This window comes from Streptomyces sp. DSM 40750, assembly GCF_024612035.1.
Classification (GTDB): domain Bacteria; phylum Actinomycetota; class Actinomycetes; order Streptomycetales; family Streptomycetaceae; genus Streptomyces.
The window spans coordinates 9,741,918-9,768,855 of record NZ_CP102513.1 but is presented as its reverse complement, the minus strand read 5'-3'; the positions used below and the strand labels follow the sequence as shown (position 1 = coordinate 9,768,855).

Annotated in this window: 19 protein-coding genes, 1 tRNA gene and 2 pseudogenes; 13 read left to right on the top strand and 9 right to left on the bottom strand. The window is 70.1% G+C overall.

Annotation, left to right across the window (positions count from 1 at the left end; translation table 11 throughout):
• The first annotated feature begins 17 nt into the window (after window positions 1-17).
• From uidA to JIX55_RS42765, 4 genes are all read left to right on the top strand, one after another.
• The gene (uidA, locus tag JIX55_RS42780; RefSeq protein ID WP_257568577.1) at window positions 18-1,844 is read left to right on the top strand and encodes a beta-glucuronidase; all 1,827 of its coding nucleotides are present in this window, start codon (window positions 18-20) and stop codon (window positions 1,842-1,844) included.
• 139 nt (window positions 1,845-1,983) lie between these two features.
• Window positions 1,984-3,018 carry an SDR family NAD(P)-dependent oxidoreductase gene (locus tag JIX55_RS42775; protein WP_306820093.1) on the top strand — a complete coding sequence of 345 codons (1,035 nt, stop codon included), beginning with the start codon at window positions 1,984-1,986 and terminating at the stop codon, window positions 3,016-3,018.
• 144 nt (window positions 3,019-3,162) lie between these two features.
• Window positions 3,163-4,515 (top strand): MFS transporter, encoded by a 1,353-nt coding sequence (locus JIX55_RS42770; protein WP_257568576.1) that lies wholly within the window; start codon window positions 3,163-3,165, stop codon window positions 4,513-4,515.
• 133 nt (window positions 4,516-4,648) lie between these two features.
• Complete coding sequence (locus tag JIX55_RS42765) at window positions 4,649-7,309, top strand: glycoside hydrolase family 78 protein (protein WP_257568575.1); 2,661 nt, start codon at window positions 4,649-4,651, stop codon at window positions 7,307-7,309.
• Between the two features lie 127 nt (window positions 7,310-7,436).
• On the opposite strand, the gene JIX55_RS42760 is transcribed toward JIX55_RS42765, so the two are convergent.
• The 4 genes and pseudogenes from JIX55_RS42760 to JIX55_RS42745 all read right to left on the bottom strand — a co-directional run bounded on the left by JIX55_RS42760 (window position 7,437) and on the right by JIX55_RS42745 (window position 9,267).
• On the bottom strand, window positions 7,437-7,790 hold the full coding sequence (locus JIX55_RS42760; protein ID WP_257568574.1) for an ArsR/SmtB family transcription factor: 354 nt from the start codon (window positions 7,788-7,790) through the stop codon (window positions 7,437-7,439).
• Window positions 7,791-8,083: 293 nt separating this feature from the next.
• A pseudogene (locus tag JIX55_RS42755) lies at window positions 8,084-8,461 on the bottom strand (sodium-independent anion transporter); the annotation flags it as partial.
• 140 nt (window positions 8,462-8,601) lie between these two features.
• Window positions 8,602-8,753 (bottom strand): annotated as a pseudogene (locus tag JIX55_RS42750) (ArsR/SmtB family transcription factor); the annotation flags it as partial.
• Window positions 8,754-8,907: 154 nt separating this feature from the next.
• Window positions 8,908-9,267, bottom strand: coding sequence for a zinc ribbon domain-containing protein YjdM (locus JIX55_RS42745; RefSeq protein ID WP_306820092.1), 360 nt, complete (start codon window positions 9,265-9,267; stop codon window positions 8,908-8,910).
• An 87-nt stretch (window positions 9,268-9,354) separates the two neighbouring features.
• Here JIX55_RS42745 and JIX55_RS42740 point away from each other — a divergent pair, with 87 nt between their 5' ends.
• The 5 genes from JIX55_RS42740 to JIX55_RS42720 all read left to right on the top strand — a co-directional run bounded on the left by JIX55_RS42740 (window position 9,355) and on the right by JIX55_RS42720 (window position 12,329).
• Entirely contained in the window at window positions 9,355-9,972 is a 618-nt protein-coding gene (locus tag JIX55_RS42740) for a nucleotidyltransferase family protein (protein ID WP_257568573.1), read from the top strand.
• Window positions 9,956-10,261, top strand: a complete 306-nt coding sequence (locus tag JIX55_RS42735; RefSeq protein WP_257568572.1) for a BON domain-containing protein — start codon at window positions 9,956-9,958, stop codon at window positions 10,259-10,261. Before JIX55_RS42740 ends, JIX55_RS42735 begins: the two co-directional genes overlap by 17 nt.
• Window positions 10,258-10,998, top strand: a complete 741-nt coding sequence (locus tag JIX55_RS42730; protein ID WP_257568571.1) for a metallophosphoesterase family protein — start codon at window positions 10,258-10,260, stop codon at window positions 10,996-10,998. Before JIX55_RS42735 ends, JIX55_RS42730 begins: the two co-directional genes overlap by 4 nt.
• A gap of 137 nt (window positions 10,999-11,135) precedes the next feature.
• Window positions 11,136-11,555, top strand: a complete 420-nt coding sequence (locus tag JIX55_RS42725) for a hypothetical protein (protein ID WP_257568570.1) — start codon at window positions 11,136-11,138, stop codon at window positions 11,553-11,555.
• 87 nt (window positions 11,556-11,642) lie between these two features.
• Window positions 11,643-12,329: a DUF6766 family protein gene (locus JIX55_RS42720; RefSeq protein ID WP_257568569.1), complete on the top strand. Its 687-nt coding sequence runs from the start codon at window positions 11,643-11,645 to the stop codon at window positions 12,327-12,329.
• 22 nt (window positions 12,330-12,351) lie between these two features.
• Here JIX55_RS42720 and JIX55_RS42715 read toward each other — a convergent pair whose 3' ends face one another.
• Complete coding sequence (locus JIX55_RS42715) at window positions 12,352-14,250, bottom strand: ABC transporter ATP-binding protein (protein WP_257569681.1); 1,899 nt, start codon at window positions 14,248-14,250, stop codon at window positions 12,352-12,354.
• A 297-nt stretch (window positions 14,251-14,547) separates the two neighbouring features.
• On the opposite strand from JIX55_RS42715, the gene JIX55_RS42710 reads away from it, so the two are divergent.
• The 3 genes from JIX55_RS42710 (at window position 14,548) to JIX55_RS42700 (ending at window position 19,172) form a co-directional block, all read left to right on the top strand.
• Window positions 14,548-15,456, top strand: a complete 909-nt coding sequence (locus JIX55_RS42710; RefSeq protein WP_257569680.1) for a lysylphosphatidylglycerol synthase transmembrane domain-containing protein — start codon at window positions 14,548-14,550, stop codon at window positions 15,454-15,456.
• Between the two features lie 287 nt (window positions 15,457-15,743).
• Complete coding sequence (locus tag JIX55_RS42705; RefSeq protein WP_257568568.1) at window positions 15,744-16,826, top strand: mechanosensitive ion channel family protein; 1,083 nt, start codon at window positions 15,744-15,746, stop codon at window positions 16,824-16,826.
• A 126-nt stretch (window positions 16,827-16,952) separates the two neighbouring features.
• Window positions 16,953-19,172, top strand: a complete 2,220-nt coding sequence (locus tag JIX55_RS42700) for an NADP-dependent isocitrate dehydrogenase (RefSeq protein ID WP_257568567.1) — start codon at window positions 16,953-16,955, stop codon at window positions 19,170-19,172.
• 208 nt (window positions 19,173-19,380) lie between these two features.
• Here JIX55_RS42700 and JIX55_RS42695 read toward each other — a convergent pair whose 3' ends face one another.
• Window positions 19,381-20,367, bottom strand: a complete 987-nt coding sequence (locus tag JIX55_RS42695) for an alpha/beta hydrolase (protein ID WP_257568566.1) — start codon at window positions 20,365-20,367, stop codon at window positions 19,381-19,383.
• Between the two features lie 279 nt (window positions 20,368-20,646).
• Between JIX55_RS42695 and JIX55_RS42690 the strand changes: the two genes are divergently transcribed.
• Window positions 20,647-21,066 carry a MarR family winged helix-turn-helix transcriptional regulator gene (locus tag JIX55_RS42690; RefSeq protein ID WP_257569679.1) on the top strand — a complete coding sequence of 140 codons (420 nt, stop codon included), beginning with the start codon at window positions 20,647-20,649 and terminating at the stop codon, window positions 21,064-21,066.
• Between the two features lie 88 nt (window positions 21,067-21,154).
• Here JIX55_RS42690 and JIX55_RS42685 read toward each other — a convergent pair.
• The 3 genes from JIX55_RS42685 to JIX55_RS42675 form a co-directional block, all read right to left on the bottom strand.
• Window positions 21,155-21,228 (bottom strand) — tRNA-Pro (locus tag JIX55_RS42685).
• Window positions 21,229-21,402: 174 nt separating this feature from the next.
• Entirely contained in the window at window positions 21,403-25,437 is a 4,035-nt protein-coding gene (gene fxsT, locus JIX55_RS42680) for an FxSxx-COOH system tetratricopeptide repeat protein (protein WP_257568565.1), read from the bottom strand.
• A complete protein-coding gene (locus JIX55_RS42675) occupies window positions 25,427-26,767 on the bottom strand; it encodes a TIR-like protein FxsC (protein ID WP_257568564.1) in 1,341 nt (446 codons plus the stop codon). Before JIX55_RS42675 ends, fxsT begins: the two co-directional genes overlap by 11 nt.
• Window positions 26,768-26,938 lie beyond the last annotated feature (171 nt).

Sequence of the window (26,938 nt, the reverse complement as noted above, 5' to 3'; positions counted from 1 at the left end):
CGACGCGTAGGAGCCCCATGCTCTCCCCCCGCACCAGCCCCACCCGCGACATCGCCGGCCTCGACGGCCTGTGGCGGTTCGCCCTCGACACACGAGCCGGCGCCACTCCGTGGACCTCGCGGCTCACCTCACCCCTCGAAGTCCCCGTCCCCGCCAGCTACAACGACCTGTTCGTGGACGCGGAGATCCGTGACCACGTCGGCGTCGTCTGGTACCAGCGCGAGGTGCGGGTACCGCGCGGCTGGGTGGGCGAGCGGGTGGTCCTGCGCTTCGGCTCCGTCACCCACGCCGCGCAGGTCTACGCGGACGACCGGCTGGTGGCCGAACACACCGGGGGCTACACCCCGTTCGAGGCGGACCTGACGGGGATCGTCGACCCCGGTGCCGAGTTCAGGCTGACGGTCGGCGTCGACAACCGGCTGACGAACGAGACGATCCCGCCCGGCACCGTCACCACCGGCCCCGACGGCCGCGAACGCCAGTCGTATCTGCACGACTTCTACAACTACGCGGGCATCGCGCGCCCGGTCCGCCTGTGCAGCACGCCGCTGACCTTCGTCGAGGACGTCACGGTCGTCACCGGACGGGACGGCGCGGCCGGCATCGTCGAGTACCACGTGGAGACCGACGGCGAGGCAGCCGACGCGATCGCCGTCCGGGTGCGCGCCGTCGACGAGGCGGGCCGGATCGTGGCGGCGGCAAACGGAGCCGAGGGCGTCCTGCGCATCGAGAACGTCACCCTCTGGCGGCCCGGCGCCGCCTACCTGTACGACCTCGTGGTGGAGTTGGTCGCCGAGGAGGAGATGGGTGCGGGAGAACTCGTCGACAGCTACACCCAGCCCTTCGGCGTCCGCACCGTGGAAGTGCGGGGCACCGATTTCCTCATCAACGGCGAACCGTTCTACTTCACCGGTTTCGGCAAGCACGAGGACACCCCCGTGCGGGGCAAGGGCCACGACGACGCCTACCTCGTCCACGACTTCCAGCTCATGCAGTGGACCGGCGCCAACTCCTTCCGCACCTCGCACTACCCGTACGCGGAGGAGGTGCTCGACTTCGCCGACCGGCAGGGCATCGTCGTCATCGACGAGACCGCCGCCGTCGGCCTCAACCTGGGCGTCATGGGCGGTCTCACCGGCGCCGCGCCGACCCCGACCTTCGCGCCGGAGAACTTCGGCGGGATCACCGGCGACGTCCACGCCCAGCACCTGCGGGAGTTGATCGAGCGGGACAAGAACCACCCCAGCGTGGTGATGTGGTCCCTCGCCAACGAGCCGGCCTCCAATGAGGACGGCGCCCGCGAGTACTTCGAGCCGCTGGTCGAGCTGGCCCGCAAACTGGACCCGACCCGCCCCCTCACCTACTCCGCGGTCATGTTCGCCACGCCGCAGAACGACCTGATCGGCGACCTGTTCGACGTACTGAGCATCAACCGCTACTACGGCTGGTACCTGTTCACCGGCGACCTCGCGACCGCCGGGCACTACCTGGAGCAGGACCTGCGCGGCTGGGTCCAGCGCTTCGGCAAGCCGGTCATGATGTCCGAGTACGGCGCCGACACCCAGCCCGGCCTCCACTCCGTCTGGGACACGCCGTGGAGCGAGGAGTACCAGAGCGACTACCTCGCCATGTACCACCGCGTGTTCGACCGCCTCCCCGAGTTCATCGGCGAACACGTCTGGAACTTCGCCGACTTCCAGACCTCCGCCGGCATCCACCGCGTCGACGGCAACAAGAAGGGCGTCTTCACCCGGGACCGCAAGCCCAAGACGGCCGCGTTCGCCCTTCGTCGCCGCTGGCAGGGCCTGGACGGACGCAAGCCCGGCCAGGCGTCGGACGACTGACGCTTCTCCCGCCTCCAACGCTTCTCCCCGTACCTCCCTGATCCTCCCCCTGATCCGCCGCGAACCTCGGCGGCGCCACAACCCGCTATTGAAACGTTCCAATCACATCTCGCCCAAGCGACTGAGAAGGGCCGCACCCATGCCCGCCACCACCCCTCCCTCTTCCCCTCCCCCGCTCACCGCCCACAGCACCATCGACGCGTGGCTGACCCACCCGAAGGACGCGCCGCTCATCAAGGGACTGCTGGACCAGGCCGGGGTGCCGCAGGAGATGCTCGCCCCCGTCCGCACGCTCCCGCTGCAGCAACTGGTCGCCGTCAGCCAGGGGCAGTTGCCGCAGGCGGTCGTCGACGAACTGGTACTCCGGGTCAACGACGGCGTCATGCCCGCCGAGGAGAGCGCCCCGGGCGTGTGGACCGAGCGCGTCACGCCCGGACGGTTCGACGGCAGAACCGTCATCGTCACCGGCGCGGCCGCCGGCATCGGCCGGGCGACCGCATCGCGGATCGCGCGGGAAGGCGGCCGCGTGATCGCCGTGGACGTCTCGGCCGAACGCCTCGAAGACTTCGCCGCGTCCTTCCCCGACGGCGCGATCGCCACCGTCGTCGGAGACATCACCCAGCAGGACGACATCGACCGGATCGTCGATGCGGCCGACGGCCGCATCGACGCCCTCGCGAACGTGGCCGGCGTGAACGACGACTTCTCGCCGGTCCACGAGACCTCCGACGAGATCTGGGAGCGCGTCATCGGCATCAACCTCACCGGCGGCTTCAAACTGTCCCGCGCGGTCCTGCCGCTCATGATGGCCGCGGGCGCCGGCTCGATCGTCAACGTCGCCTCGGAAGCGGCGCTGCGCGGCAACTCCTCGGGGACCGCGTACACCGTCTCCAAACACGGGGTCGTCGGCCTGACCAGGTCTGCCGCCTTCATGTACGGCCCGCACGGCATCCGGGTCAACGCGGTCGCGCCCGGTGGCGTGGCGACCGGCATCCCCATGCCCGCGCACGTGTCGCGGACGGGTTCCGCCCGGCTCACTCCTTTCCAGCAGGCGATACCGAGCCTGGCCACCGCCGAACACCTGGCGGCCTCCATCACGTTCCTGCTCAGCGACGACGGCATCAACATCAACGGCGCCGTCCTCCCGTCCGACGGGGGCTGGTCGGTCCAGTAGTCCCGAACCCGGTGGCAGTCGATCGCCGAACGCGCCCGACCAAGCGCTGCTCTCGCTTCGGCCCCACCGGTTCATCCAAGGACGCGCGCGCCGTCCTCCAGCAACTGCCGCGCCACCTGGCATCCATGTGACGAAGGAGTCCACATGCAAGACGACCGGGACATCAGGGTGGCCGGACCCTCGCGGACCGAGCCGACCGGGCCGGCGAGGGGCGACGGCGAGGAGCCGGCCGAGACCTCCGGCCCCGAGATCGAGGCACCGCCGCTGCGGAAGGTCGGCACGGGCTACATCACCTGGATGATGATCGCCAACTTCGGGGCCTCGCTGGCCCTGATGGTCCCGCTGTCCTACTCGTTGGCGCTGCGGATCTCCGACCTCGCCCCCGGGCGCGAGGAACTGCTCGGTTACGTCACCGGGGTCGCCCAGTTCGTCTACCTGGTCGTCAGTCCCCTGATCGGCTTCTGGAGCGACCGGACGCGCTCCCGCCTCGGCCGCAGGACACCGTTCCTGGTCGTGGGGACGGTCCTCGGCGTCGTCGCGCTCTTCGGGATCGCCGCCGCGCAGACGGTGTTCCTGGTGGGTCTGGCGTGGGTCGTCGGCATGCTCGGCTGGTCCACGGCCGGGCAGGCCATCCAGAACGTCCAGGCCGACCGTGTGCCCGAGGAACAGCGCGGCCGCATTTCGGCCTTGACGAGCGTCACGAGCCAGATCTCACCGGTGATCGGCATAGGCATCGCGTACGCGGTGGCCTCCAGCACCCTCCTGGTGTTCCTGGTCCCGGGCGTCGTCGGAGCGGCCTTGCTGCTGCTGTTCCCGCTCTTCAAACCGGAAGGGGACTCCCGTGAACTCGTCCACACCAGCGATGTGACGCTCAAGGGCCTGATCGCCAGCTACGGGTTCAATCCGCGGAAGTACCCCGACTTCGGCTGGAACTGGCTCGGCCGCTTCGTCTTCTTCATGGGCCTGTACTTCAACACCACCTTCGGCACCTTCTTCTACGCCCAGCGGCTCGATCTCCCCATCAGGGAGGTGGCCGGCGTCGTGGCGACGATCGGGACCATCGGGGTGTTGGCCGCGGCCGTCGGCGCCATCGGGGGCGGCTTCCTCTCCGACAAGCTCGGCCGGCGCAAGCTGTTCACCGTGATCGGCTCCGTGATCTTCGTCGCCGGGGCCGTCACCGAGGCGTTCGCCCATTCACTGCCCCAACTCGTCGTCGGCGCGGTGCTGATGCAGCTCGCCATCGCGGCGTTCAGCGCCGTCGACCAGGCGATCGTGTTCGCCGTCCTCCCGGACCGGGCCCAGGCCGGCCGTTATCTCGCGGTCGTCGCGTTCGCGCAGAAGATCCCCAGCGCCATCGCTCCGCTGATCGCCCCGCTCATCATCACCATCGGCGCCACGGGTTCCGACAAGAACTACACGCACCTCTATCTGAGCGGCGCGGTCCTCGCGCTGGTCGGCGGCCTGATCATCAAGTTCGGGGTCAAGTCGGTCCGGTAGCGGGACGCGTCGGCGATCGCCGACGCGGGCAAGGGTTGAGCCCGGCTCTCCGCGGGACGCCTTCGCCGTACGCGCGCTGCGACAACCGCCGGGGAAGACAACAGGGTTCATCGGACTTCCGAGAGAGCAGAGCATGAGCAACGCACCGTATGACCTTTGCATCGACAGCGGCGGTGACCAGTTCACCGTGTCGGGCCCCGCACCCCGCCTGTCGTGGAAGCCGCCGTCGGACGCGGAACGCCCGACGGGGTACGAACTGGAATGCACCGTCGACGGCGAGGCGCAGCCCGCGGTGCGGGCCGCGTCCGGCCGGCACCGGTTCCTCCCCTGGCCCTGGGCGGCGCTGCGCAGCGGCCGACAGGTGGCCTGGCGGGTCCGGGCCCGAGGCACCGAGAGGCCGTCCCCGTGGTCGGAGTGGCACACCTTCGAGGTCGGCCTCCTCGACGAAGACTGGCAGGCGCGCTGGATATCGCCGGCCGAATCCGTCGATCCCGGCTACGGCAAGCGCCCGGCCCACGCCCTGTCGACGCGGTTCGAGGCACGGGCCGGGGTGCGCTCGGCACGGCTGTACGCGACGGCGCTCGGCGTGTACGAGGCGTACGTGAACGGCGAGCGGGCCGGCACCGCCGAGCTGTCGCCCGGGTCCACCTCCTACGACCGCACGCTCTACGCCCAGGCATCGGACGTCACGGCCGCCGTCAGGACAGGCGGCAACGTCATCGAAATCGTCCTCTCCGACGGCTGGTACCGGGGCCAGGTCGGCGCGTTCCGCCTGCCGGCCGGCTGGGGGACGGTGCTCGGCGCACGTGCCGAACTGCACCTCGCGTACGAGGACGGTTCACGTCAGGTCGTGCGCAGCGACGAGACCTGGACGAGCACCAGGTCGGCCCTCACACGAGCCGACCTCATGGACGGGCAGACCACCGACTTCCGCGCCGGGCCGGGCGCCGAACAGCCGGTCCTCGTCGACCAGGTCGAGGCCCCCGCGATCGACTGGTCGCCCGCGCCCCCCGTACGCGTCGTCGACTCCCGCCCGGCGGATTCCGTCAAACAGGTCAAGGACGGGCTCTGGATCGCCGACTTCGGCCAGAACACCTCCGGCCGGCTCGCCCTCAGCGACCTCGGCCCGGCCGGCACCCGCACGGTCATCGACTACGGCGAACACGTCGGCGGCGACGGCGACCTGACGACAGCCCACCTGGACTCCGTACGCCCCGGCGAGGACCCGGTCCCCTTCGTGCAGCGCGACGAGGTCGTCTCGGCGGGCCGTGGTGAGACCTTCGAGCCGCGCCACACCGTGCACGGCTTCCGGTACACGCGTATCCGCCGCGACGGCGCCCCGCTCGACCCCGCGAGCATCACGATGCGCGTCGTCCACACCGACCTGCGCCGCACCGGCACCTTCGCGTGCAGCGACGACGACCTCAACCGCCTTCACGAGATCGCCGAGTGGAGCTTCCGCGGCAATGCCGTCGATGTCCCGACGGACTGCCCGACCCGCGAACGACTCGCCTGGACCGGCGACTACCAGGTCTTCGCCCCCACCGCCACGCGCCTGTACGACGTCCTCGGCTTCAGCCGCAAATGGCTCCGCTCGGTCCGCGACGACCAGCTGCCCGACGGCCGGATCGCCAACTTCTCGCCCGACGGCCGCCGCATCAAGCACCACCTCGACGACCAGTTCGCCATGATGACCGGCTCGGCGGGCTGGGGCGACGCGATCGTCGCCGTCCCCTGGGAGCTGTACCGGTCCTACGGCGACCAGGAAGTCCTCGCCGAGAACTGGGAGGCGATGGTGCGCTGGGTCGAGTGGGCGCTGCGGACCGCCCGCACCGCCCGCCACCCGTCCCGGATCGAGCGCTCGGCCGAGCCGCTCCCGCACGAGCGGTACCTCTGGGACGGCTCCTTCCACTGGGGCGAGTGGACCGAGCCGAAGGAGAAGGCCGCCGACGGCACCCGCATCGACCCCATCCAGACCGACCCGGTCGCCTGGTTCATGGCGGACAAGGGCGAGGTCGGTACGGCGTTCCTGTACCGCTCGACGTCGACCCTCGCCGACGTCGCAAGGGGGCTGGGCCGCACCGGGGACGCGGCCCGCTACACCGAGACCGCCGAGCGCGTCCGCGACGCCTGGCGCACCGAGTTCCTCACCCCCGACGGACGCACCACCGGCGACACCCAGGCCGCCTGTGTACGCGCCCTCTCCCTCGGACTCGTCCCCGACGAGCTGCGCGCGGCCGCCGCCGCGCGCCTGGTCGAACTGATCCGTGCCGCCGGCACCCACCTCGGCACCGGCTTCCTCGCCACCGGCGACCTGCTCCCCGCCCTTGCCGACACCGGCCATGCCGAGGTCGCCTACGAGCTGCTCCTCCGGCGCACCGCACCGTCCTGGCTGTACATGCTCGACCGCGGCGCGACGACCATCTGGGAGGACTGGGAGGGCGTCGACGAGAACGGAGACGCCCACGACTCCCTGAACCACTACAGCAAGGGCGCCGTGATCCGCTTCCTGCACACCCACACGCTGGGGCTGCGGCAGGCACCGAAGTCGGTCGCCTGGGAGTCCTTCGAGGTCGCGCCCGTGCCGCACCCGTCGCTGACGTGGGCCCGGGGCACTCACGAGTCCCCGCAGGGCACCATCACCGTCGAGTGGCGAACGACCGGCGACGACCTCACCATCACCGTCGACGTGCCGCCGGCGACCACCGCCCGGGTGGTCTTCCCCGACGGCACCACCGAGACCGCCACGGCAGGCACCTTCCGTGCCACCCGCCGTATGCCGAAAGGGCGTTGAGACGACCGCCGACGAGCGATCGATGATGCTGGAGGAGAGGCTTCCCGGGTGTGGAGAGGCCCGCGGTGCCGCCTCCCGGTACCAGGCGCTGTCCAACTCCCGGGAGGCGGCCGTCGATCGGAAGCCGTCACTGCGACGGCGGTTTCACCTCGGCCTGGGCGGCCTGCAGATCGGCCAGCAGCTCGGCCTGCCCGGCCAGCACGCCGGACAGGATCGTGCGGGCGACCCTGAGCAGTTCGGCCACCTGCGGGCTGGTCAGCGAGTAGTACACGTTCGACCCTTCCTTGCGGGTCACCACGAGATTCGCCCGCCGCAGGACCGCGAGCTGCTGCGACAGGTGCGCCGGCTCGATGCCTACCTCGGGCAGCATCTCTGCCACCGCGTGCTCGCGCTCACTCAACAGCTCCAGCACCCGGATGCGCGCCGGGTGGCCGAGAGTCTTGAAGAACTCGGCCTTCAGCTGGTACAGCGGCGTACTCATCGTGCCGCCCCCTCCCTGGCGGGACAGCTGGACGAACCCACCAGCCGGCCCATCGCGCCTCGTGTCCACCCACTCGTCAACCACATGGGGCCCATCCTCGCCTGCGGCACCGGCCGCTCCGAATCCGCGCAGGAGAACATAGCCGCCCGAAAAACATCAGTGCCGACCTCAATAATTGCTGAGATTAGCAACTCATATGTGCGTGGCGGCTTGTCACGGCCACCACCGGCATGCCCGGAGGGAAGCCACCGCCCCGGCGACCTCGACCATGCGCAGGGCCACGGTGGGAGTGGTCATCCGGCCGCTTCCTCTGTTCGCTCTCCGACAGGCCGGGGTCTCTGGGCGGGCAGGGGCGGCATCAGGCCGACGCACTCCAGGTAGGTGTGGGCGCCCTTGATCGCCTCGGGCGTGGTGGCGTACTCCCGTTCCTTCAGACGCAGCAGCTCCAGCGCACCGACCGATTCCAGGACCTGGCGCTGTCCGAGGCGGATCCCGGATGTCATCACCACGATGCCGCGCCGGTTCAGCTTCTCCACGGCGTGCTTGAGAACCAGGGCGCCGGTCGCGTCGACGGTCGACACCCGGGACATGCGCAGGATGACCACGCGTACGTCGGCGACCTCGGCCAGTTCCAGCAGGAAGCGGTGCGCGGCGGCGAAGAACAGCCGGCCGGCCGGCAGGTCCCGGCGCGGCGCCCGGCGTATCTCCGCCAGGTCGGTACGGCCTGGCAGCAGCGCGGCAAGCCGGGCTCCGACCCGGCCGAGCGACATCCTCATCGCGCGGTCCCGATCAGATCGGCGACGTCACGGCTCCGGGACAGGCCGGAGGCTGCCACCTCGATGGCGGCCGGCAGATCACGTACCGGCTTCGGCCCCTCCTGCAGCAGCTCCAGCACCCTGATCCGTACGGGATGCCCCGGCATCCGGAAGAACTCGGCTCGGCCTGGTACAGCGGAACGGACAGGACCTCTCGACTCCCCGACAGCGCCCCGATCGGGGGCAGGCACGGAAGGCTGCGCTCGCGATCACCTGCGGACACAGACAACACAGCATCTAACCAATTGCTAACTTTGGCAATTCATCGTCCTCCTACTGCCTTGCCGTTCCCGTGACGCGGATCAGGCTTTCTTGACCACGCCGGACTTGAGTTGCATCGCTCCGAAGCCGTCGATCCTGCAGTCGATGTCGTGGCCGTCGACCCCGTCGACCAGCCGGATGTTGCGCACCTTGGTGCCGGCCTTGATGCCCGAGGGGCTCCCCTTGACTTTGAGGGCCTTGACGACGACCACGGCGTCGCCGTCCCGCAGCTCATTGCCGACAGCGTCCCTGACAACCCGCTCGCCGCCGACGGCCTCACCTTCGCTGCCGCTCTCGGCGGGATCCCATTCATGGCTGCACTCCGGGCACACCACAAGGGCGTTCATCACGTAGGTGTACTCGCAGGAACACTTCGGGCAGGGGGGAATGTTCTCGATCATCCCCTCAGGCTATCCGGCTGGGACGTCTGCGCCGACGTCGAGAAGGACCGGCTGGCCGGCGGCCGGAGCCGCACTATCGTGGAAGGCATGGGCGATCTCGCCGGCCCGGACGACGACGGGCTCCCTCCCGATCGGACCCAGGCCATCCTCGAAGCGGCCAAGGAGGTCGCTTCGCTGCTCAAGGCCGGTGGGCACTCCTTCGCGCTGGCGGGCGGCGTCGCCGTGTACGCCCACGGCGGCCCGGGGACGCTCCAGCACGATGTCGACTTCTGTGTGCTGCCGGAGGACATCGACGCCGTCACCGCCACGCTGGAGGCCGCGGGGCTGAAGGTGGTCGAGCCGCCCGAGGACTGGCTGCTGAAGACCCGGAGCCAGGGCCAGGAGGTCGATCTGATCTTCCGGCCGTCCCAGTCACCGGTCAGCCGCGAGCTGCTGGACCGGGCGGAGACGCTGTCGGTCGAATCCGTGTGGATGCCCGTGCTGGCGGCGACGGATCTGCTCATCGGACGCCTCCTGGCGTTCTCCGAGCACTACTGCGACTTCGGTGCCGTGCTGCCCATCGCCCGCACCCTGCGCGAGAAGATCGACTGGGGTCGGGTACGGCGCGAATGCGCCGCCGAACCGATGCCGGGCGCCTTCCTCTATCTGCTGGAACGCCTCAATGTGATCGAGCCGGAGGAGACCGGCGATGGCGACAGGACATGACAGCCCACCGGTGAACGGACCGGGGGGCGGTGCCGCCCACCCGGCGGCGCACACCGAGTACCGCATAGCCCACCTCGAGGAGCGGCTCGCCCGGAGCGATCTGGCCGAGCTGGGGATGCGGATCGAGGCGCGCGGCGACGCCGTGCACATCACCGGCACGGCGTCCACGGCGGCCGATCGCGAGGCGATCCTGCGGATCGCGGCGGCGGAGCTGCCGGGCGTGGCCGTCCGGGCGGACATCGCACTGGCCGACGTCACCGCCCCGGACCGTTCCGAGGAGCTGTCGTGATCCGGGTGGCGGCGGTCGGGGACATCCATCTGGGGCCGGACAGCCGAGGCCTGCTCCGCCCGGCGTTCGAGACGCTGCACGACCATGCCGATCTCCTGCTGCTCGCCGGGGACCTCACCCGCCACGGCACACCGGAGGAGGCGCGGGTCGTCGCCGACGAGGTGGCGGGGCTGCGGGTGCCGGTCGTCGCCGTGCTCGGGAACCACGACCACCACGCCGAGCGGCCCGACGACGTGACGGCCGTGCTGCGGGAGGCGGGGGTGACCGTGCTGGAGGGCGAGGGAACCGTCGTCGAGGTCGACGGGGTGCGGGTCGGGGTCGCCGGGACGAAGGGGTTCGGCGGCGGCTTCGCCGGGCGCAGCGGCAGCGAGTTCGGCGAACCCGAGATGAAGGCCTTCGTCCGCCACACCCGGGGCCTCGCGGACGGTCTGCGCCGCGCCCTCGACGCCTTGGCGGAGGACGGCTGCGCGGTCCGTATCGCGCTCACGCACTTCTCGCCGGTGCCGGACACGCTCGTCGGTGAGCCGCTGGAGATCTACCCCTTCCTCGGCAGCTATCTGCTGGCCGAGGCGATGGACGAGTCCGGCGCCGACCTGGCCGTCCACGGCCACGCCCATCTGGGCACCGAGCACGGCATCACGAGCGGCGGTGTACGGGTGCGCAATGTCGCCCAGCCGGTCATCCGGCGCGCGTTCGCGGTGTACCAGCTGCCGGCGGACGGGGCCCGCGTCTCGTAGGGGCCGTACGCCACGAGGGCCGTTGCACCAGCCGGGGGACGGCGGGTTCGTGCCCGTCGTGCGCTGCCCGGGCCCGGACCCGAGGCGGGTTACCGTCCGTCGACACATCCGTCGACAGCCGAACGGGAGGTCCTGGGATGCCCTGGCGATGGCGATGGGGAACCGCGGCGGGAACCGTCCTGCTGCTGACGGCCGGCTGCGGAACGGTCGAGGAGCGGCGCACGGCGGCCCTGGACGCGGCCCTCGACTTCGAGCGGGCGCTGTACGCGGGAGACGGGGCCTCCGTGTGCGCGGTGCTGGCCCCGGGTGTCCGGGCCGAGGTCGAGCAGTCCGCCCGGACGTCGTGCGAGGAGGGTGTCCTGCGGGAGGAGGTTCCGCCCGTCACGGCGGCCGCGGACGAGGTCGAGGGCGTCGACGTCAGCGGACGGCAGGCCCGGGTGGTGTTCCCGGCGGACACCCTGTTCCTGTCGCAGTTCTCCGGAGGCTGGAAGGTCGTCGCCGCCGGGTGCACCCCGCGTCCGGAGCGGCCCTACCAGTGTCGGCTCAAGGGTGGATGAGGACGTCGTGCGCGTCATGTTCGTCCTGTGCCTGCTGGTGATCGCGGGGGGTCTGGCCTACTGCATCACGTTGGGGGTGCTGCACCGATGAGCCGGTCCGTACGGCGGTTCCTACGGGAGAACAGTCTGGGGCTCGTGTTCGGCACGATGTTCCTGCTCGCCGTGATCGGCCAGGCGTTCGCCGGTCACGCCGACTTCAACAACCAGCTCGCCGCCGACGACCTCCAGGAGATCACCTTCGGCGACTACGTGACGTCCTCGGACTTCGCCGTCGACGTCACGGAGAACTGGCAGTCCGAGTACCTGCAGTTCTTCCTGTACGTCTTCCTCACGGTCTGGCTGGTGCAGCGCGGTTCACCGGAGTCCAAGAGCCCGGCCAGGATCGGTGTCGAGTCGGACAAGGAGCAGCGGGTGGGGCCGCACGCGAGACCCGAATCCCCCCGCTGGGCGGCGGCCGGCGGTATCCGCCTCAAGCTGTACGCCAGTTCGCTGGGCTCCGTCATGGGCGCGGTCTTCGCGCTGTCCTGGCTCGCCCAGTCCATCACCGGTGTGGCCGCGTACAACGAGCAGCAGCTGCGGCAGCTTCAGGCGCCCATGAGCTGGCCCGGGTACGTCGTGTCGGCCGACTTCTGGAGCCGTACGCTGCAGAACTGGCAGTCCGAGTTCCTCGCCATCGCCTCCATGGCCATCCTCTCGATCTATCTGCGCCAGCGCGGTTCCCCGGAGTCCAAGCCGGTCGGCGCCGCCCACTCGGCGACCGGCGTCGAGGGCTGAACCCCGGGGAACCGCGCCGTTCCTACGCCGCCGCCACCGGCTCTTCCACCGCGGGGTCGTCGGCCGCCGACTTCTCGAACTGCGTCCGGTACAGCTCCGCGTACCGTCCCTCCACCGCCAGCAGTTCCTCGTGCGTGCCGCGTTCCACGATCCGGCCGGCCTCGACGACGAGGATCTGGTCGGCGGTCCGTACGGTCGACAGGCGGTGGGCGATGACCACGGCGGTCCTGCCCTCCAGCGCCTCGGCGAGGGCTTCCTGGACGGCGGCCTCCGAGGTGTTGTCCAGGTGGGCGGTCGCCTCGTCGAGGATGACGACGCGCTGGCGGGCCAGGAGCAGCCGGGCGATGGTCATGCGCTGGCGCTCACCGCCGGAGAGGCGGTAGCCGCGCTCGCCGACGACGGTGTCGAGGGCGTCGGGCAGGGAGCGTACGAGGTCGTCGAGGCGGGCCCGGCGCAGGACGTCCCAGAGGTCGTCGTCCCTGGCGTCGGGGCGGGCGAGGAGCAGGTTGGCGCGGACGGTGTCGTGGAAGAGGTGGCCGTCCTGGGTGACCATGCCGAGAGTGCCGCGCAGCGCCGCCGCGCTCAGGTCGCGCACGTCGACGCCGCCGATGCGGACGGCGCCCGCGTCCGTGTCGTACAGCCGGGGCAGCAGCTGGGCGACGGTCGACTTGCCGGCGCCGGAGGAGCCGACGAGGGCGACGGTCTGGCCGGGTTCGGCGCGGAAGGAGACACCGTGCAGGACCTCGGTGCCGCCGCGGGTGTCGAGGGAGGCCACCTCCTCCAGGGAGGCGAGGGAGACCTTGTCTGCGGAGGGGTAGCCGAAGCGGACGTCGTCGAACTCGACGGCCACCGGCCCTTCGGGCACCTCGCGGGCGTCCGGCTTCTCCTCGATGAGCGGCTTCAGGTCCAGCACCTCGAAGACGCGTTCGAAGCTCACCAGAGCGCTCATGATCTCCACGCGCGCCCCGGCCAGCGCGGTCAGCGGTGCGTAGAGCCGGGTCAGCAGCAGCGCCAGGGACACGATCGCGCCCGCCTCCAGGGTGCCGCGCAGCGCGAACCAGCCGCCGAGGCCGTACACCAGGGCGAGCGCGAGGGCCGAGACAAGGGTGAGGGCCGTGATGAACGCCGACTGCGCCATCGCCGTACGGACGCCGATGTCCCGCACCCGCCGAGCCCGTTCGGCGAACTCGGCGGACTCGTCGTCGGGCCGTCCGAAGAGCTTGACCAGGGTGGCGCCGGGCGCCGAGAAGCGCTCGGTCATGCGGGTGCCCATGGCCGCGTTGAGGTCGGCCGCCTCCCGCTGGAGCCGGGCCATACGGCGGCCCATACGTCGGGCGGGGATGACGAACACGGGCAGCAGGACGAGCGAGAGCAGGGTGATCTGCCAGGACAGGGTGAGCATCACGGCGAGGGTGAGCAGCAGGGTGACCAGGTTGCTCACCACTCCGGACAGGGTGTTGCTGAACGCCCGCTGGGCGCCGATGACGTCGTTGTTGAGTCGACTGACGAGCGCTCCCGTACGTGTACGTGTGAAGAACGCGACCGGCATGCGCTGCACATGATCGAAGACGGCGGTCCGCAGATCGAGGATGAGTCCCTCGCCGAGCGTGGCCGACAGGCGTCGGCCCAGCAGCCCGAGCGCCGCTTCGGCGACCGCTATGACGGCGATGAGCACGGCAAGGCGGACGACGAGTGCCTCGTCCCCGCCCGACACGATCACGTCCACGACGTTGCCCGCGAGCACCGGCGTCGCCACGGCGAGCAGCGCGGTCACGACACTGAGGGCGACGAACCACGCGATACGGCGACGATGTGGACGGGCGAAGGCGCCGATACGCCGTAGCGTCGTCCGGGCGAAGGGGCGGCTCTGTTGCTGGGCGGTCATCATGCCCTGCAGTTGGGTCCAGGCGGTGGTCTCCATACTCATACGAAGGACGTTAGAACCTCGACCAAGCTTGAGGTCAACATCTGCCGTGGAGTACGCCCGCACGCGGCGAAGTCCACCGCCGGTCAACCTCCGTCCCCGCGCCCGCAACCCCCTGTTGGCCGGGCACGGAGAACCTCTCACGGTGTGAGCGCGATACGACTGCCCGAGGGCCGGACACAGGAGCAGGGTGACGGTCAGGGCCAGGTCCAGGAACAGAGCGAGGGAGAAGGCCGGGTCCCGGAGCAGGGCGGCCGGGGGCGGGGGCTCCGCCGGCGTGTTCCGGTACGGCGGATCCTCTGTCTGCTCCCCCTCGTCCTGGTCCTGGTGGTCGCCGTGCGCCACCGGTCCGTTCTCGTGGAGGGCTTCGCCCATCTCGCGACCGCGCGGTGGCCCTGGCTGGTGGCGGCGATCGGTGTGACGTGTCTGACCTGGGTCGCGGCGGCCGTGACCCGGCAGGGCGCGCTCGTCGAGCGGCTGCCCGCCGGGCGGCTGCTGGCCACCCAGTTCGCGGCGGGCGCGGCGAACCATCTGCTGCCGACCGGTCTGGGCGCGAGCGCGGTGAACCTGCGGTTCATGACGGTGTGCGGGGTGTCGCTGACCCGTTCGTCGGCAGCGCTCGCGCTGTATCTGCTCGCGGAGTCGATCGCCCGGGTCGGCCTGCTGCTGGCCCTGCTGCTCGCGTTCCCCACGGCACTGCGGCTCGGCCCCCTGCTCCCTGAGGGCACGTCAACTCCCCTGCTGATCACGGTCGTCGCCGCCACCTGCGTCGCCGTGGCCGTGCTCCTCCTCGTACGACCGCTGCGCAGGGCCGTGTTCGGCTTCGTGCGCACGGCGCTGGGCGAGGCCCGCTCGGTGCACACGCGGCCGACACGGATCCTCGCGCTGTGGGGCGGTTCGCTGGCGTTCCCGGCGCTCCAGGCGACCGGACTGGTCACCGTGGGGGTGGCGTTGGGCCTCGACATACCTGTCACGCACATGGCCCTCGCCTATCTCGCCGCCACGGTGGCGGTCGCCCTCGTACCGACACCGGGCGGCCTCGGCACCGTGGAGGCCGCGCTCGTGGTCGCCCTGGTGGCGGCCGGCGGCCCGGCGGCGGTGGCGACCGCGGTGGTGCTGGCGTTCCGGATCATCACGGTCTGGCTGCCGTTGCTGCCGGGCGCGTTGACGCTCGGCGCGCTGGTCCGCCTGAAAGTGATCTGACCTCGGAGTCGTGTGTCGGAGCGAGAGGGCCGTCCCGGCGGTGCACATCCGGACATTCCCGCTGACCCGGTGGCCGGTCGTCGGCCGATCCACGCAGGTCCGGTGCCGATCAGCCATGCGGATGCGGCAGGATGAGCGGTCGCGCCCGACGTCGTACACACGTCCGGGCAAGCGTGATCGTGCATTCCGGATTCGAGCAGGTGGCAAGTGACGACACATCACATACGGCCCGTGGCAACTGACATACGGCCCGTCGGCCGCTCCCCGCGTCCCTCAGGAGGTGACCGATGACCCGGGCCCTCACCCTCGACGACTACCTCGTGGCCGGAATCACTCTGATCGCGGGCCTGTTGGCCGCGTTCCTGCTGCGGCTGCTGCTGCGCTGGCTCGGCGGCCACGCGACGAAGACGCGGTGGGGCGGTGACGACTTCATCGTCGACACGCTGCGCTCCCTGGTGCCCTGGAGCGCGTTCGTCGGCGGCGCGGCGGCCGCGGCGGCGGTGCTGCCGCTGACGAGGACCGTGCAGCACACCGTGAACCAGTCGCTGACGGTGCTGTTCATCCTCGTCGCCACGATCACGGCGGCCAGAGTGATCGCCGGGCTGGTGCGTACGGTGACCCAGTCCCGGGCCGGGGTCGCCGGGTCGGTCACGATCTTCGTGAACATCACCCGGGTCGCGGTCCTCGCGATCGGCTGTCTGGTGATCCTCCAGACGCTGGGCATCCCGATCGCCCCGCTGGTCACCGCACTGGGCGTCGGCGGTCTCGCGGTGGCCCTGGCCCTCCAGGACACCCTCGCGAACCTCTTCGCGGGCATCCACATCCTCGCCTCGAAGACGGTCCAGCCGGGCGACTACATCAAGCTGAGCAGCGGCGAGGAGGGCTATGTCGTCGACATCAACTGGCGCCAGACGACGATCAAGTCGCTCTCCAACAACCTGGTGATCATCCCGAACGGTCAGCTGGCCGGCACCAACATGACCAACTTCAACCAGCCCGAGCAGGACATGACCCTGCTCGTGCAGGTGGGTGTCGGCTACGACAGCGACCTGGAGCACGTCGAGCGGGTCACCAACGAGGTGATCGCCGAGACCATGAAGGAGGTCGAGGGCGCGGTCCCCGACCACGAGCCCGCCGTGCGGTTCCACACCTTCGGCGACTCGCGCATCGGGATGACCGTGATCCTCGGGGTCGGCGAGTTCAGCGACCAGTACCGGATCAAGCACGAGTTCATCAAGCGGCTGCACAAGCGGTACCGGGCCGAGGGCATCAGCGTCCCGGTGCCCCGGCGGGCGATCACGCTCCAGACCGGCGGGGGCAGCGTGGAGATCCCGCATCAGCGGGAAGCGTCGGTCGAGGTCGCGCCGTAGAGCGACAGGCTCGGGGGTCGGCCGCCGCACGGTTCTCGGAGCGAGCGGCGGACCCCTGTCGAGTCCGGCCCGATCACGAGATATCTTGATGTCGAGCAATGTTGCAGACGTGGAGCGGAGCACCCGGTGACTGACTCGACCATCATCTACACGCACACTGACGAGGCGCCCGCCCTGGCGACCCACTCGTTCCTGCCCGTGATCAAGGCGTACGCCTCGCAGGCCGGTGTCTCCGTCGAGACCCGTGACATCTCGCTGGCCGGGCGCATCATCGCCGTCTTCCCGGAGTACCTGGAGGAGGGCCAGCGCATCCCGGACGCCCTCTCCGAGCTGGGCGAGCTGGCCAAGACGCCCGCGGCGAACATCATCAAGCTGCCGAACGTCTCGGCGTCGATCCCCCAGCTCAAGGCCGCCGTCGTCGAGCTGCAGAGCCAGGGCTACGCGCTGCCGGACTACCCGGACGACCCGAAGACGGACGAGGAGCGCGAGATCCGCGCCCGCTACGACAAGATCAAGGGTTCCGCCGTGAACCCGGTCCTGCGTGAGGGCAACTCCGACCGCCGCGCCCCCGCCTCGGTGAAGAACTACGCCAAGACCCACCCGCACCGCATGGGTGCCTGGTCCGCCGACTCGAAGACGAACGTCGCGACCATGGGCGAGAACGACTTCCGTTCCACCGAGAAGTCCGCGGTGATCTCCGAGGCCGGCTCGCTGAAGATCGAGCTGGTCGGCGACGACGGCTCCACCACCGTGCTCCGCGAGTCCGTACCCGTCCTGGAGGGCGAGGTCGTCGACGCCTCCGTGATGCGCGTCGCCGCACTGCGCGAGTTCCTGACCGCGCAGGTCGCCCGCGCCAAGGCCGAGGGCGTGCTCTTCTCGGTGCACCTCAAGGCCACGATGATGAAGGTCTCCGACCCGATCGTCTTCGGTCACGTGCTGCGCGCCTTCTTCCCGAAGACGTTCGCGAAGTACGGCGAGACGCTGGCCGCGGCCGGTCTGTCCCCGAACGACGGTCTGGGCGGCATCCACAAGGGCCTGGAGGCCCTGCCGGAGGGCGCCGAGATCAAGGCCTCCTTCGACGCCGAGCTCGCCGAGGGCCCGGAGCTGGCGATGGTCGACTCCGACAAGGGCATCACCAACCTGCACGTGCCGTCCGACGTCATCGTCGACGCCTCGATGCCGGCCATGATCCGCACCTCCGGCCACATGTGGGGCCCGGACGGGCAGGAGGCCGACACCCTCGCGGTGCTCCCGGACTCCTCGTACTCCGGTGTCTACCAGGTCGTCGTCGACGACTGCCGCGCCAACGGCGCCTACGACCCGTCGACGATGGGCTCGGTCCCGAACGTCGGACTCATGGCGCAGAAGGCCGAGGAGTACGGCAGCCACGACAAGACCTTCGAGATCCCGACGACCGGCACGGTCCGCCTCGTCGACCAGGCCGGCGACGTGGTGCTGGAGCAGACGGTCTCCGCGGGTGACATCTTCCGCGCCTGCCAGACCAAGGACGCGCCCATCCGCGACTGGGTGAAGCTGGCCGTCACCCGCGCCCGCGCCACCGGGAACCCGGCGGTGTTCTGGCTGGACGAGACCCGCGCGCACGACGCCAACCTGATCGCCAAGGTCAACGCGTATCTGCCGGAGCACGACACCGAGGGCCTGGACATCCGCGTCCTCGCCCCGGTCGAGGCCACCAAGCTGTCGGTGGAGCGCATCCGCCGCGGCGAGGACACCATCTCGGTGACCGGCAACGTGCTGCGTGACTACCTCACCGACCTGTTCCCGATCCTGGAGCTGGGCACCAGCGCCAAGATGCTGTCGGTCGTCCCGCTGATGGCGGGCGGCGGCCTCTTCGAGACGGGCGCCGGCGGCTCCGCCCCGAAGCACGTCCAGCAGCTGGTCAAGGAGAACTACCTGCGCTGGGACTCCCTGGGTGAGTTCTTCGCCCTGGTCCCGTCCCTGGAGCAGTACGCGACGGTCACCGGCAACACCCGCGCCAAGGTCCTCGCCGACACCCTCGACCGCGCCACGGCGACCTTCCTCAACGAGGACAAGTCCCCGTCGCGTCGCGTCGGCGGCATCGACAACCGCGGCAGCCACTTCTACCTGTCCCTGTACTGGGCCCAGGAGCTGGCCGCCCAGACCGACGACGCCGATCTGGCCAAGGCCTTCGCTCCGCTCGCCGAGACGCTCACCGCGAACGAGCAGAAGATCGTCGACGAGCTGATCGCCGTCCAGGGCAAGCCGGCCGACATCGGTGGCTACTACCAGCCCGACCCCGCCAAGGCCACCGCGGTCATGCGCCCGTCGGCCACGTGGAACGAGGCGCTGGCGAACTTCGCCTGACCCTCACACACACCGTGCGCGGACCTGCGGTCCGTACAGCACCGCCCCGGCCGGGATCAATCCCGGCCGGGGCGGTGTGTCTTCCGGCGGCTTCCGTGCGCCGGCTCCGCTGGTCCGCCCGTGGCGGCCGCCCGGCGCACGCCCTCGCGACGGAGAGCCCGGGGCCCGGCACCCCTGGCTCCGGGGCTCGGCAGCGTCGTGCCGGCCGTCAGTCGGTGCCGAACGCCGAGCGCAGGGTAGTGATCGCCTGGCCGATCGCGGCCTCGGCGGCGTGCGTCTCGCGCAGGGCGTTGAGCATGACGAAGTCGTGGATGATGCCCTGGTAGCGCACGGCGGTCACCGGTACGCCGGCAGCGCGGAGCTTGTTGGCGTACGCCTCGCCCTCGTCGCGCAGGACGTCGGCCTCGGCGGTGATGACGAGGGCCGGGGGCAGCCCCTTGAGCTGCTGAGGGGTGGCGCGCAGCGGTGAGGCGGTGATCTCGGCGCGTTCCTTGTCGCTGGTCGTGTACTGGTCCCAGAACCAGCGCATGGCGTCCCGCCGCAGGAAGTAGCCCTCGGCGAACCGGTCGTAGGAGCCGGTGTCGAAGGCGGCGTCGGTGACCGGGTAGAAGAGCACCTGCTGGACCAGGGGCACATCGCCCCGCTCCTTGGCCATCAGGGTCAGCGCGGCGCTCATGTTGCCGCCGACGGAGTCACCGGCCACGGCGATACGCGTGGCGTCCAGGTAGTGGCCGGCGCCCTCGGTGACGATCCAGCGGGCCACCGCGTAGTTCTGCTCGATGGCGACCGGGTAGCGGGCCTCGGGCGAGAGGTCGTACTCGGGGAAGACGACCGCGGCCCGTGCGCCCACGGCCAGCTCGCGCACCAGCCGGTCGTGGGTGTGGGCGTTGCCGAAGACCCAGCCGGCGCCGTGGATGTAGAGGATCACCGGAAGCACACCCTTGGCTCCCACCGGGCGGACGACACGCGCCTTGACCTCGCCGGTGGGCCCGCCCGGCACGGTCACCCACTCCTCGTCCACGGCCGGCATGTCGATGTCGCCCGACTGCACCTCGTCGACGGTCTTGCGGCCCTCGACCGGACCCAGGTCGAACAGGTACGGCGGGTTCGCGGTGGCCTCCGCGAAGGCCGCGGCGGCCGGCTCCAGGACGGGACGGGTGCCGGTGGTGCCAGTGATGCCGGTGGTCTCGGACATGACGATCTCCTCGGATCCGGGTGCCGCTGGGCAGGCTCGGTCGGCCTCGTTCGCCGTGGTCGGCGGCACAGCACAACAATAGCGCCCAACTAAGTCGTGCACAACTAAATATCGTCCTACTATCTACCGCACGATTATTTAGTACTAGATACAATCGAGGAGACTTAAAGGTTAGGGTGGGAGATCATCATGCGGACCACGGGACCGAGGAGCGACACCGTGAGCACAGCCGGCGACATCGCGAGCACGGCCGGAGCGGCGCCGGAACAGGGGCACAGCCTGCTCCTGGACGACCAGCTCTGCTTCGCCCTGTACGCCGCCTCCCGCGCGGTCACGGCCCGCTACCGGCCGCTGCTCGACGCACTGGGGCTGACCTATCCCCAGTACCTGGTCATGCTCGCGCTCTGGGAACAGGACTCGATCTCCGTACGCGACCTGGGCTCCGCGCTCCAGCTCGAGTCCAGCACCCTCTCCCCACTCCTGAAGCGCCTGGAAGCCGGCGGCCTGCTCCGCCGTGAGCGCCGTACGGACGACGAGCGCTCCGTCGCCATCCGCCTCACCGAGTCCGGGGCCCAGCTCAAGGAGCGGGCCCGGACCGTCCCCACGGACATCGGCGAAGCGATGGGACTGACCCCCGAACAGCACACCCTGACCAAGCAGTTGCTCCGGCTGCTCACGGCGAACGTCAGCCAGGGATGACCTGGGTTGCTCCCCCACTGATCCCAGAAATGATCAATGGGCCGCTTCAGATCTCTCTGAAACGGCCCTGATCTGCGACTCTTTCAAGTCGGGACGACAGGATTTGAACCTGCGACCCCTTGACCCCCAGTCAAGTGCGCTACCAAGCTGCGCCACGTCCCGGTGCGCGTCCCGCGATGCTGTGATCTATGTGAACGCGCAGGTAAACCCTACCCTACGCACCCCTCCCCCGACGCCCGGCCCACCCCGGCGAGATCAGCGGCCTCGAGGCCCCGCCGGCAGGTCGCCCGCAGGGCCTCGTCGCCGTGGCCGTGACCCGTAGCCCCCGGGCGGCCGTCAGGTGACCGGCGGCTCGATGTCCGCGTCGATGGGCTGCCAGCGGGTGACCGCCCGGGTCATGGGGTGGTCGCCCCCGAGTTCCCTGCTCTCGCGGGCGCGCCGCTCCGCCTCGTCGTGGAGTCGGCCCGCTTCCTCGTGCAGCCGCTCCGCCTCGTCCGAATCGTCGCGGCGCAGTTCGGCCGCGAGGTTCGAGGCAGCGGCGATGGCCAGGTAGTGGTCGGTTCCCAGCACCTCGGTGAGCCCCTCGTACGCCTCGCGGCCCACCGCGACGGCCCGTGCGTGGTCGCCGTTCTCGGACAGGTCCGTGGCGTGATTCAGCATGCACGTGAGGGTGTAGGGGTGGCGTGGCCCGAGGAGTCGTCGGAAACGGTCGACGGTGTGGGTCGACAGTTCCAGCGCGGCCTCCGGTTCGCCGGTCAGCCGGAGCAGTACGGCCAGGTTGGAGCAGCTGGCGAGGGTGAAGACATGGTCCGAACCGAACCGGTGCTCGTAGCGGTCCAGGGTCTCCCTGGCGAGCTCGCGGCCCCGGGCGGACTCGCCCCGGTCGTAGAGATCCGCGCACAGGTTCGTCGCGATGGCCAGGGTGTCGGGGTGCTCGGGGCCCAGCTGCTTGAGGGCCAGTTCGTAGGTGTCGTTCGTCAGGGTGTACGCCTGCTCGTACTCGCCCTGCCTCCGGTACAGGATCGCGGCGCCGAGGGAGGCGCGGAAGGTGATCAGGTGGTCGGGTCCGAGCGCACGCCGACTGCGCTTCAGCGTTTCCTCGATGAGCTTCAGCGCCTCCCGGAACCTCCCGGCGGCACGTAGGTCACGGGCGTAGTTGGTGGCGGAGTTGAGGGTGGAACGCTGGTCGGGTCCGAAGATCTCCCGGCGCTGTTGGAGAATCTCCCGGTTGGTGTCGCGGGCGGCCTGCCGGTTGCCGGAGAGGAACTCGGACACGGCGAGGTTGTTGGCCGCCTGAAGGGTGCGCTGGTGGCTGTCACCGAAGATCCGCCGAGTGCGCCGCAGGGTTTCCCGGTCGCTCTTCATGGCGTCGGCGTACCGGCCGACACTGCGCAGGTCGGAGCCGAGGCTCATGGCAGCGCCCAGGGTGTAGGGGTGGTCCTCGCCCAGGATCTGGCTGGCCCGCTCGTACACGTCGAGGGTCACGTCGTACGCCTCCTGCAGGCGGCCTTGGTCGCGCAGCGCGTTGCCGAGTTCCGTGCGCAGGCGGAGCACGAGCGAGTCGTCCTCGCCGAAGCGGGGCAGCCAGCTGTCGAGCACCCTCTTGGCCGTCCGGTCGGCGGTGTCGGAGTCCCCACTGCGCCACAGGTAGCGCACGGTGTCACAGATCCATTGCCGAACCTCGAGGTTGTCGCTCTCCTCGGCCATGGTGGGCCACAGGTGCGGCAGCAGCATGGCGTAGCGATTCCAGTTGTCGGACTCGTCGGGGTCCTTCGGATTGGCCTGGCCCAGTACGGCATGGGCTCGCTCCCTCATGGCGGCCTGCTTCTCCGTGCTGAGCTGGTCCCGGAGTACGTGTTGGATCAGGCGATGCATGGTCAGAGTGTCGGTCCGCTGGTCGGCCTGTGCGAGTCCGCTGCGCACGGTCTGGCCGTAGAGCCTGCTCATCAGCAGCGGGTCGGAGAGGCTCGGGTCATGGCGTTCGAGCATTTCGAGGGCGGGCCGACTGCTGAAAAGGTCCCGCGGAATCGGGTCCGGCCCGAAGAACGCGCATAGTTCGAGCAGTGCGGCCGCGGCAGGCGTGCGCGTTTTCAGCCGTTCGAGTGACCAGCTGGCCGCTGCCGACGTCGGGTAGTCGGGGGCAGACTGGCTGCCCAGAATGTCGGTCATCTTGGTTCGGAGCATCTCCACATAGGCGTCCACGGGCATGGCCGACTCCTGCAGGGAGGCGGCGGCAAGGCTCACAGCCAGTGGGAAGTCACCGAGTTCCTCGGCCACGCGCGCCGCCTCCGCGGACTCCAGGCCCTCGTTGTAACGGCGCAGCAACGCGACACTCTCCTCACGGGTGAACAGGTCCACCTCGATGCGTGCGGCACGTTCGGCCCAGGACGGGTCCCGAGAGGTGATGAGGATGTGGTGACCGGGCCCGCTGACCGGCACCAGACCGTCCAGGTCGGCTGGTTTCTCGGCATTGTCGTACACGAGGAGCCAGCGGGAGTGGGGCGTGCCGCGCCGTAGCTTGTCCAGAACCTCGTCGCATACGGCCGTCAGATCCTTGCCGCCGACGGGCACTCCGAGGTGCCCGGCCAGCGCGCTCAGGTCCTGTCGGATCTGCGTTCGATCCGCAGCCTTGATCCACCAGATCAGGTCGTAGTCCGACTCGAAGCGGTAGCCGTACTCGAGTGCGATCTGCGTCTTCCCCACACCACCGAGCCCGAACAGCGCCTGGGGCAGGACCGCGGTGGTGCCGGCGAGCAGACTGTCGCGAAGTCGTTCGATGAGTGCCCGGCGGCCCGTGAAGGCGACGTTGCGCTGCGGGCGTCCGCCGATGACCTGCGGCGGGGTCCCCGGGAGCCGGGCGGCGGCGGCCAGGCCGACGGTGGCCGGGCGGGACCCCGGGTCCACCGAGCCGCCTCGGTCCGCGGCGGTCAGCAGGCGCGCCACCGCCTCCTCCGCGGAGACACCGGTGAGGCTTACCGCCAAGTGGGGTGCGAACTCCGGTGGGGGCGGGGAGTCGTCGACGCGCAGGGGAACGACCATGCCGATCTGGCCGGACGGGTCCCGGCGGCGGGTCTGCTGCCATATCTCCCGCGCCTGCGGCAGGGCGGTGTACTGCGGGGAGAGCAGCACCACCATGCGCCCTTCACCCGCGAGGGTGCGCTCCAGCCAGGTGGGTGTCACCGGGGCGGCCGTGAGGTCGTCCGTCTCGATCGGGGCGAGCGTCGCCTCGTAGCCGGCCGCCCGCAGCACGGTGACGGCCCAGTCCGCCCACAGCCGGTCGGGCACGGCGTAACTGACGTAGAAGTCCTTGCGCATGATCGGGGAGGTCCGCTCGTACTCCGCGCGCAGCGTCCGGCGGTACGACTCGTCCATGTCGCCCAACCGGGTCACCCGGTTGTCGGTGAGCCGGGCGGTCAGGCGTTCGAACGCGGCGAGCAGGGTGCCGTCCTGTCGGCGCTCCCCGACCGTCGCCGGTATCTCCTCGTACGCGTAGCTCGGCTTGTACGGGATCTCGACGCTGCTCCAGTACTGGTCCTGCTCCTCGGGCGGCACCCAGTCCAGGAAGGGGGCGAAGAGGCTGCGCGCCTGGAAGCGGCCTGCCTCCAGGCGGTCGCGGCCGGCGTCCTCGACGCGCATGGGGACGGGGACGATACGGATGTCGCGCTGGGTGTGGGAGATACGGCGGATCGAGCGCGCGACGTGCGCGGCGCCGTTGACGCCCTGTCGGCTGAGGGTGAAGCAGTCCACGACGATGTCCGGCATGACGACGGTGCAGATGCTCGCGGTGTCGCTGAGGCCGGTCCGGCTGTCGATCAGTACGTAGTCGTAGCGTGCGGCCATGTCGTCGCGCAGCGCGGTGAGGAAGTCGGCGCCGCCCATGCGGTAGAACGTGCCCCAGTCGAAGGTGCTGACGGTGACCGCGTAGGTATCGGGGTCCTGTACGCCGGCCGGCAGCAGGTCCAGTTTTCCGCCCGGTGGCAGGCGTAGTTCCGTGCCGACGGCGTACCGGTCGACGCGGGCGCGCTCCCGGGGGTCGGGCTCCTCGGGCAGACCGGCCCCGTTCGGCCGGGGTGGCCCGGCCGTTCCGCCGCCGTCCACGCCGGAGCCGACCCGTGGTGCCACCGAGTGCCGGGCGAAGTCACTGACCATCTCTATGACGCCGGCGCTCTCGGTGAGTTCGGGGTCGGCCAGCAGGGGCTGGAGATAGGTGTGCAGACCGGGGGCTTCGAGGTCCCAGTCCACGACGAGAACGCGCAGACCGTTGCTCGCGAGGATCCAGGCGGTGTTGACCAGCGCCATGGTGCGCCCCGTGCCGCCCTTGAAGGAGTAGAAAGTGATGATGGTGCCGCGGCCGCGGTCGTCATGGGTCATCTTCCTGCTCCTTCTCATAGGGCATCAGGTGGGAGGAGGCGCGGCGGGCGGCGATCGGTGGCGCGAGCCCGGTACGGCTGCGCGGGGCGGCCACGGTACTCAGGACGGGAAGCGAGGTGGAGGTGATCCGGGACATCTCCAGGGAGTTGAGCTTGAGGGTCTCGAGGAAGGAGACGAGTTGGTTCTGCGCCTTCGCGACAACCGCGTGCAGTGCCCCGTCGAACTGATCAGAACCGATACCCGACTGCAGTAAGGGCAGGGGATCCCCGGCTCCTTTCGCCCAGTTGAGCGGCAGGGCGCCCCGGACCGCCTCCCAGTAGGCCTTGCTCCGTGCTCCGTCACCCGCCTCTTCCGGATCGCACGGAACTATGGCCGCGCTGCCCGGATGATTGCTCCGGTCGTAGGCGCGGAGGGCTCTGCCGAACGGCTCGTCCGCGGCGGCGGCCGCCTCCACCAGGAGGACCGCGACCTGCCCCTGCCCCCGAGCCTCGTCCAGGGTGGCGCCCAGGACGTCCGAGACGATCTCCGCCCGTACTGTGAAACCACGCTCCTCCAGGAGCAGGCTCGCTCTCCTGGCCAGAGGTTCCGGACATTCGGTGTGGTAGGGGTTCCAGTCGGTCGGGCTGTCCCCGTGGCACCCCGGATCCGGCGACGCCCTGTGGGCGTTCGCCGAGGTCCGGGCGGCGACGAGCAGCAGAGCGTGGCTGCCCGGCTCCGCACGTTCCGCGGCGGACGGGAAGGGGCCGGCGGCTTCCCGCCCGGTGAGGTCCAGGCCGTTGGCGGGCAGTATGCGGAAGTGCTCGGCGGCGACGAGGATCTGATGCGCGATGAGGTTCACGATGCGGCGGTACTCCTCGCCGCCCGGGTCGGCGACCAGGATGCGGCGCAGGCCCCATCGGGCGTAGTTCTCGCCGAAATCGAAGTTGTCGTACTGGATATGGGCCGCGCCCGACGGAATGTTCTGCACCGGCTCCCACAGAACGGGGATGAGCGCCTTCGCGTCCACTCCCGTCACTTCTCTGTGGCTGCGCTGCCGGTCCTCGAACGCCTTCCACTCTCGACCGCAGAAGTCGCTTCTGAAGTAATCGGGGGTGTACAGGGCGAGCATGGTGCGGCAGTGGGCAAGGGCGTCGCAGAGGGCCGCGTTCCAGTCCTGTCCCACTTGTATCGACTGTACGTCGAGGAATGGACGGCCGAAGGGCACCTCTTTGCCCTTGTGTAATCGCCGGATCTCTTGGCGCAATTCCGCGCACAGGTCGTCGTAAAACCGCTTGACGAGGACCCGGGGTCCGCGCCTGCGCGCATAGCTCAGGAAGAAATACGGTTCCAAGGAGCCCCCGACGTGCCGCGTTCGCGGGGTTCCTGTCGTGGGGTGGATGGTTTCTCGCGCCTCGGAAGGTGGCCGACACCGGCGGAAGTGCACGCGGTTCGGTCGCCTCCCACACCTCCTCACCCCCCAACCGGTACCCCTCGCCATAGCCTTGGTTGAGTCGTGCCGAGA

Excerpts from the sequence above, each read along its gene's own strand:
- uidA (WP_257568577.1), top strand. The coding sequence starts at position 18 with ATGCTCTCCCCCCGCACCAGCCCCACCCGCGACATCGCCGGCCTCGAC.
- JIX55_RS42775 (WP_306820093.1), top strand. The coding sequence starts at position 1,984 with ATGCCCGCCACCACCCCTCCCTCTTCCCCTCCCCCGCTCACCGCCCAC.
- JIX55_RS42770 (WP_257568576.1), top strand. The coding sequence starts at position 3,163 with ATGCAAGACGACCGGGACATCAGGGTGGCCGGACCCTCGCGGACCGAG.
- JIX55_RS42765 (WP_257568575.1), top strand. The coding sequence starts at position 4,649 with ATGAGCAACGCACCGTATGACCTTTGCATCGACAGCGGCGGTGACCAG.
- JIX55_RS42760 (WP_257568574.1), bottom strand. The coding sequence starts at position 7,790 with ATGAGTACGCCGCTGTACCAGCTGAAGGCCGAGTTCTTCAAGACTCTC.
- JIX55_RS42745 (WP_306820092.1), bottom strand. The coding sequence starts at position 9,267 with ATGATCGAGAACATTCCCCCCTGCCCGAAGTGTTCCTGCGAGTACACC.
- JIX55_RS42740 (WP_257568573.1), top strand. The coding sequence starts at position 9,355 with ATGGGCGATCTCGCCGGCCCGGACGACGACGGGCTCCCTCCCGATCGG.
- JIX55_RS42735 (WP_257568572.1), top strand. The coding sequence starts at position 9,956 with ATGGCGACAGGACATGACAGCCCACCGGTGAACGGACCGGGGGGCGGT.
- JIX55_RS42725 (WP_257568570.1), top strand. The coding sequence starts at position 11,136 with ATGCCCTGGCGATGGCGATGGGGAACCGCGGCGGGAACCGTCCTGCTG.
- JIX55_RS42720 (WP_257568569.1), top strand. The coding sequence starts at position 11,643 with ATGAGCCGGTCCGTACGGCGGTTCCTACGGGAGAACAGTCTGGGGCTC.
- JIX55_RS42715 (WP_257569681.1), bottom strand. The coding sequence starts at position 14,250 with ATGGAGACCACCGCCTGGACCCAACTGCAGGGCATGATGACCGCCCAG.
- JIX55_RS42705 (WP_257568568.1), top strand. The coding sequence starts at position 15,744 with ATGACCCGGGCCCTCACCCTCGACGACTACCTCGTGGCCGGAATCACT.
- JIX55_RS42695 (WP_257568566.1), bottom strand. The coding sequence starts at position 20,367 with ATGTCCGAGACCACCGGCATCACTGGCACCACCGGCACCCGTCCCGTC.
- fxsT (WP_257568565.1), bottom strand. The coding sequence starts at position 25,437 with ATGACCCATGACGACCGCGGCCGCGGCACCATCATCACTTTCTACTCC.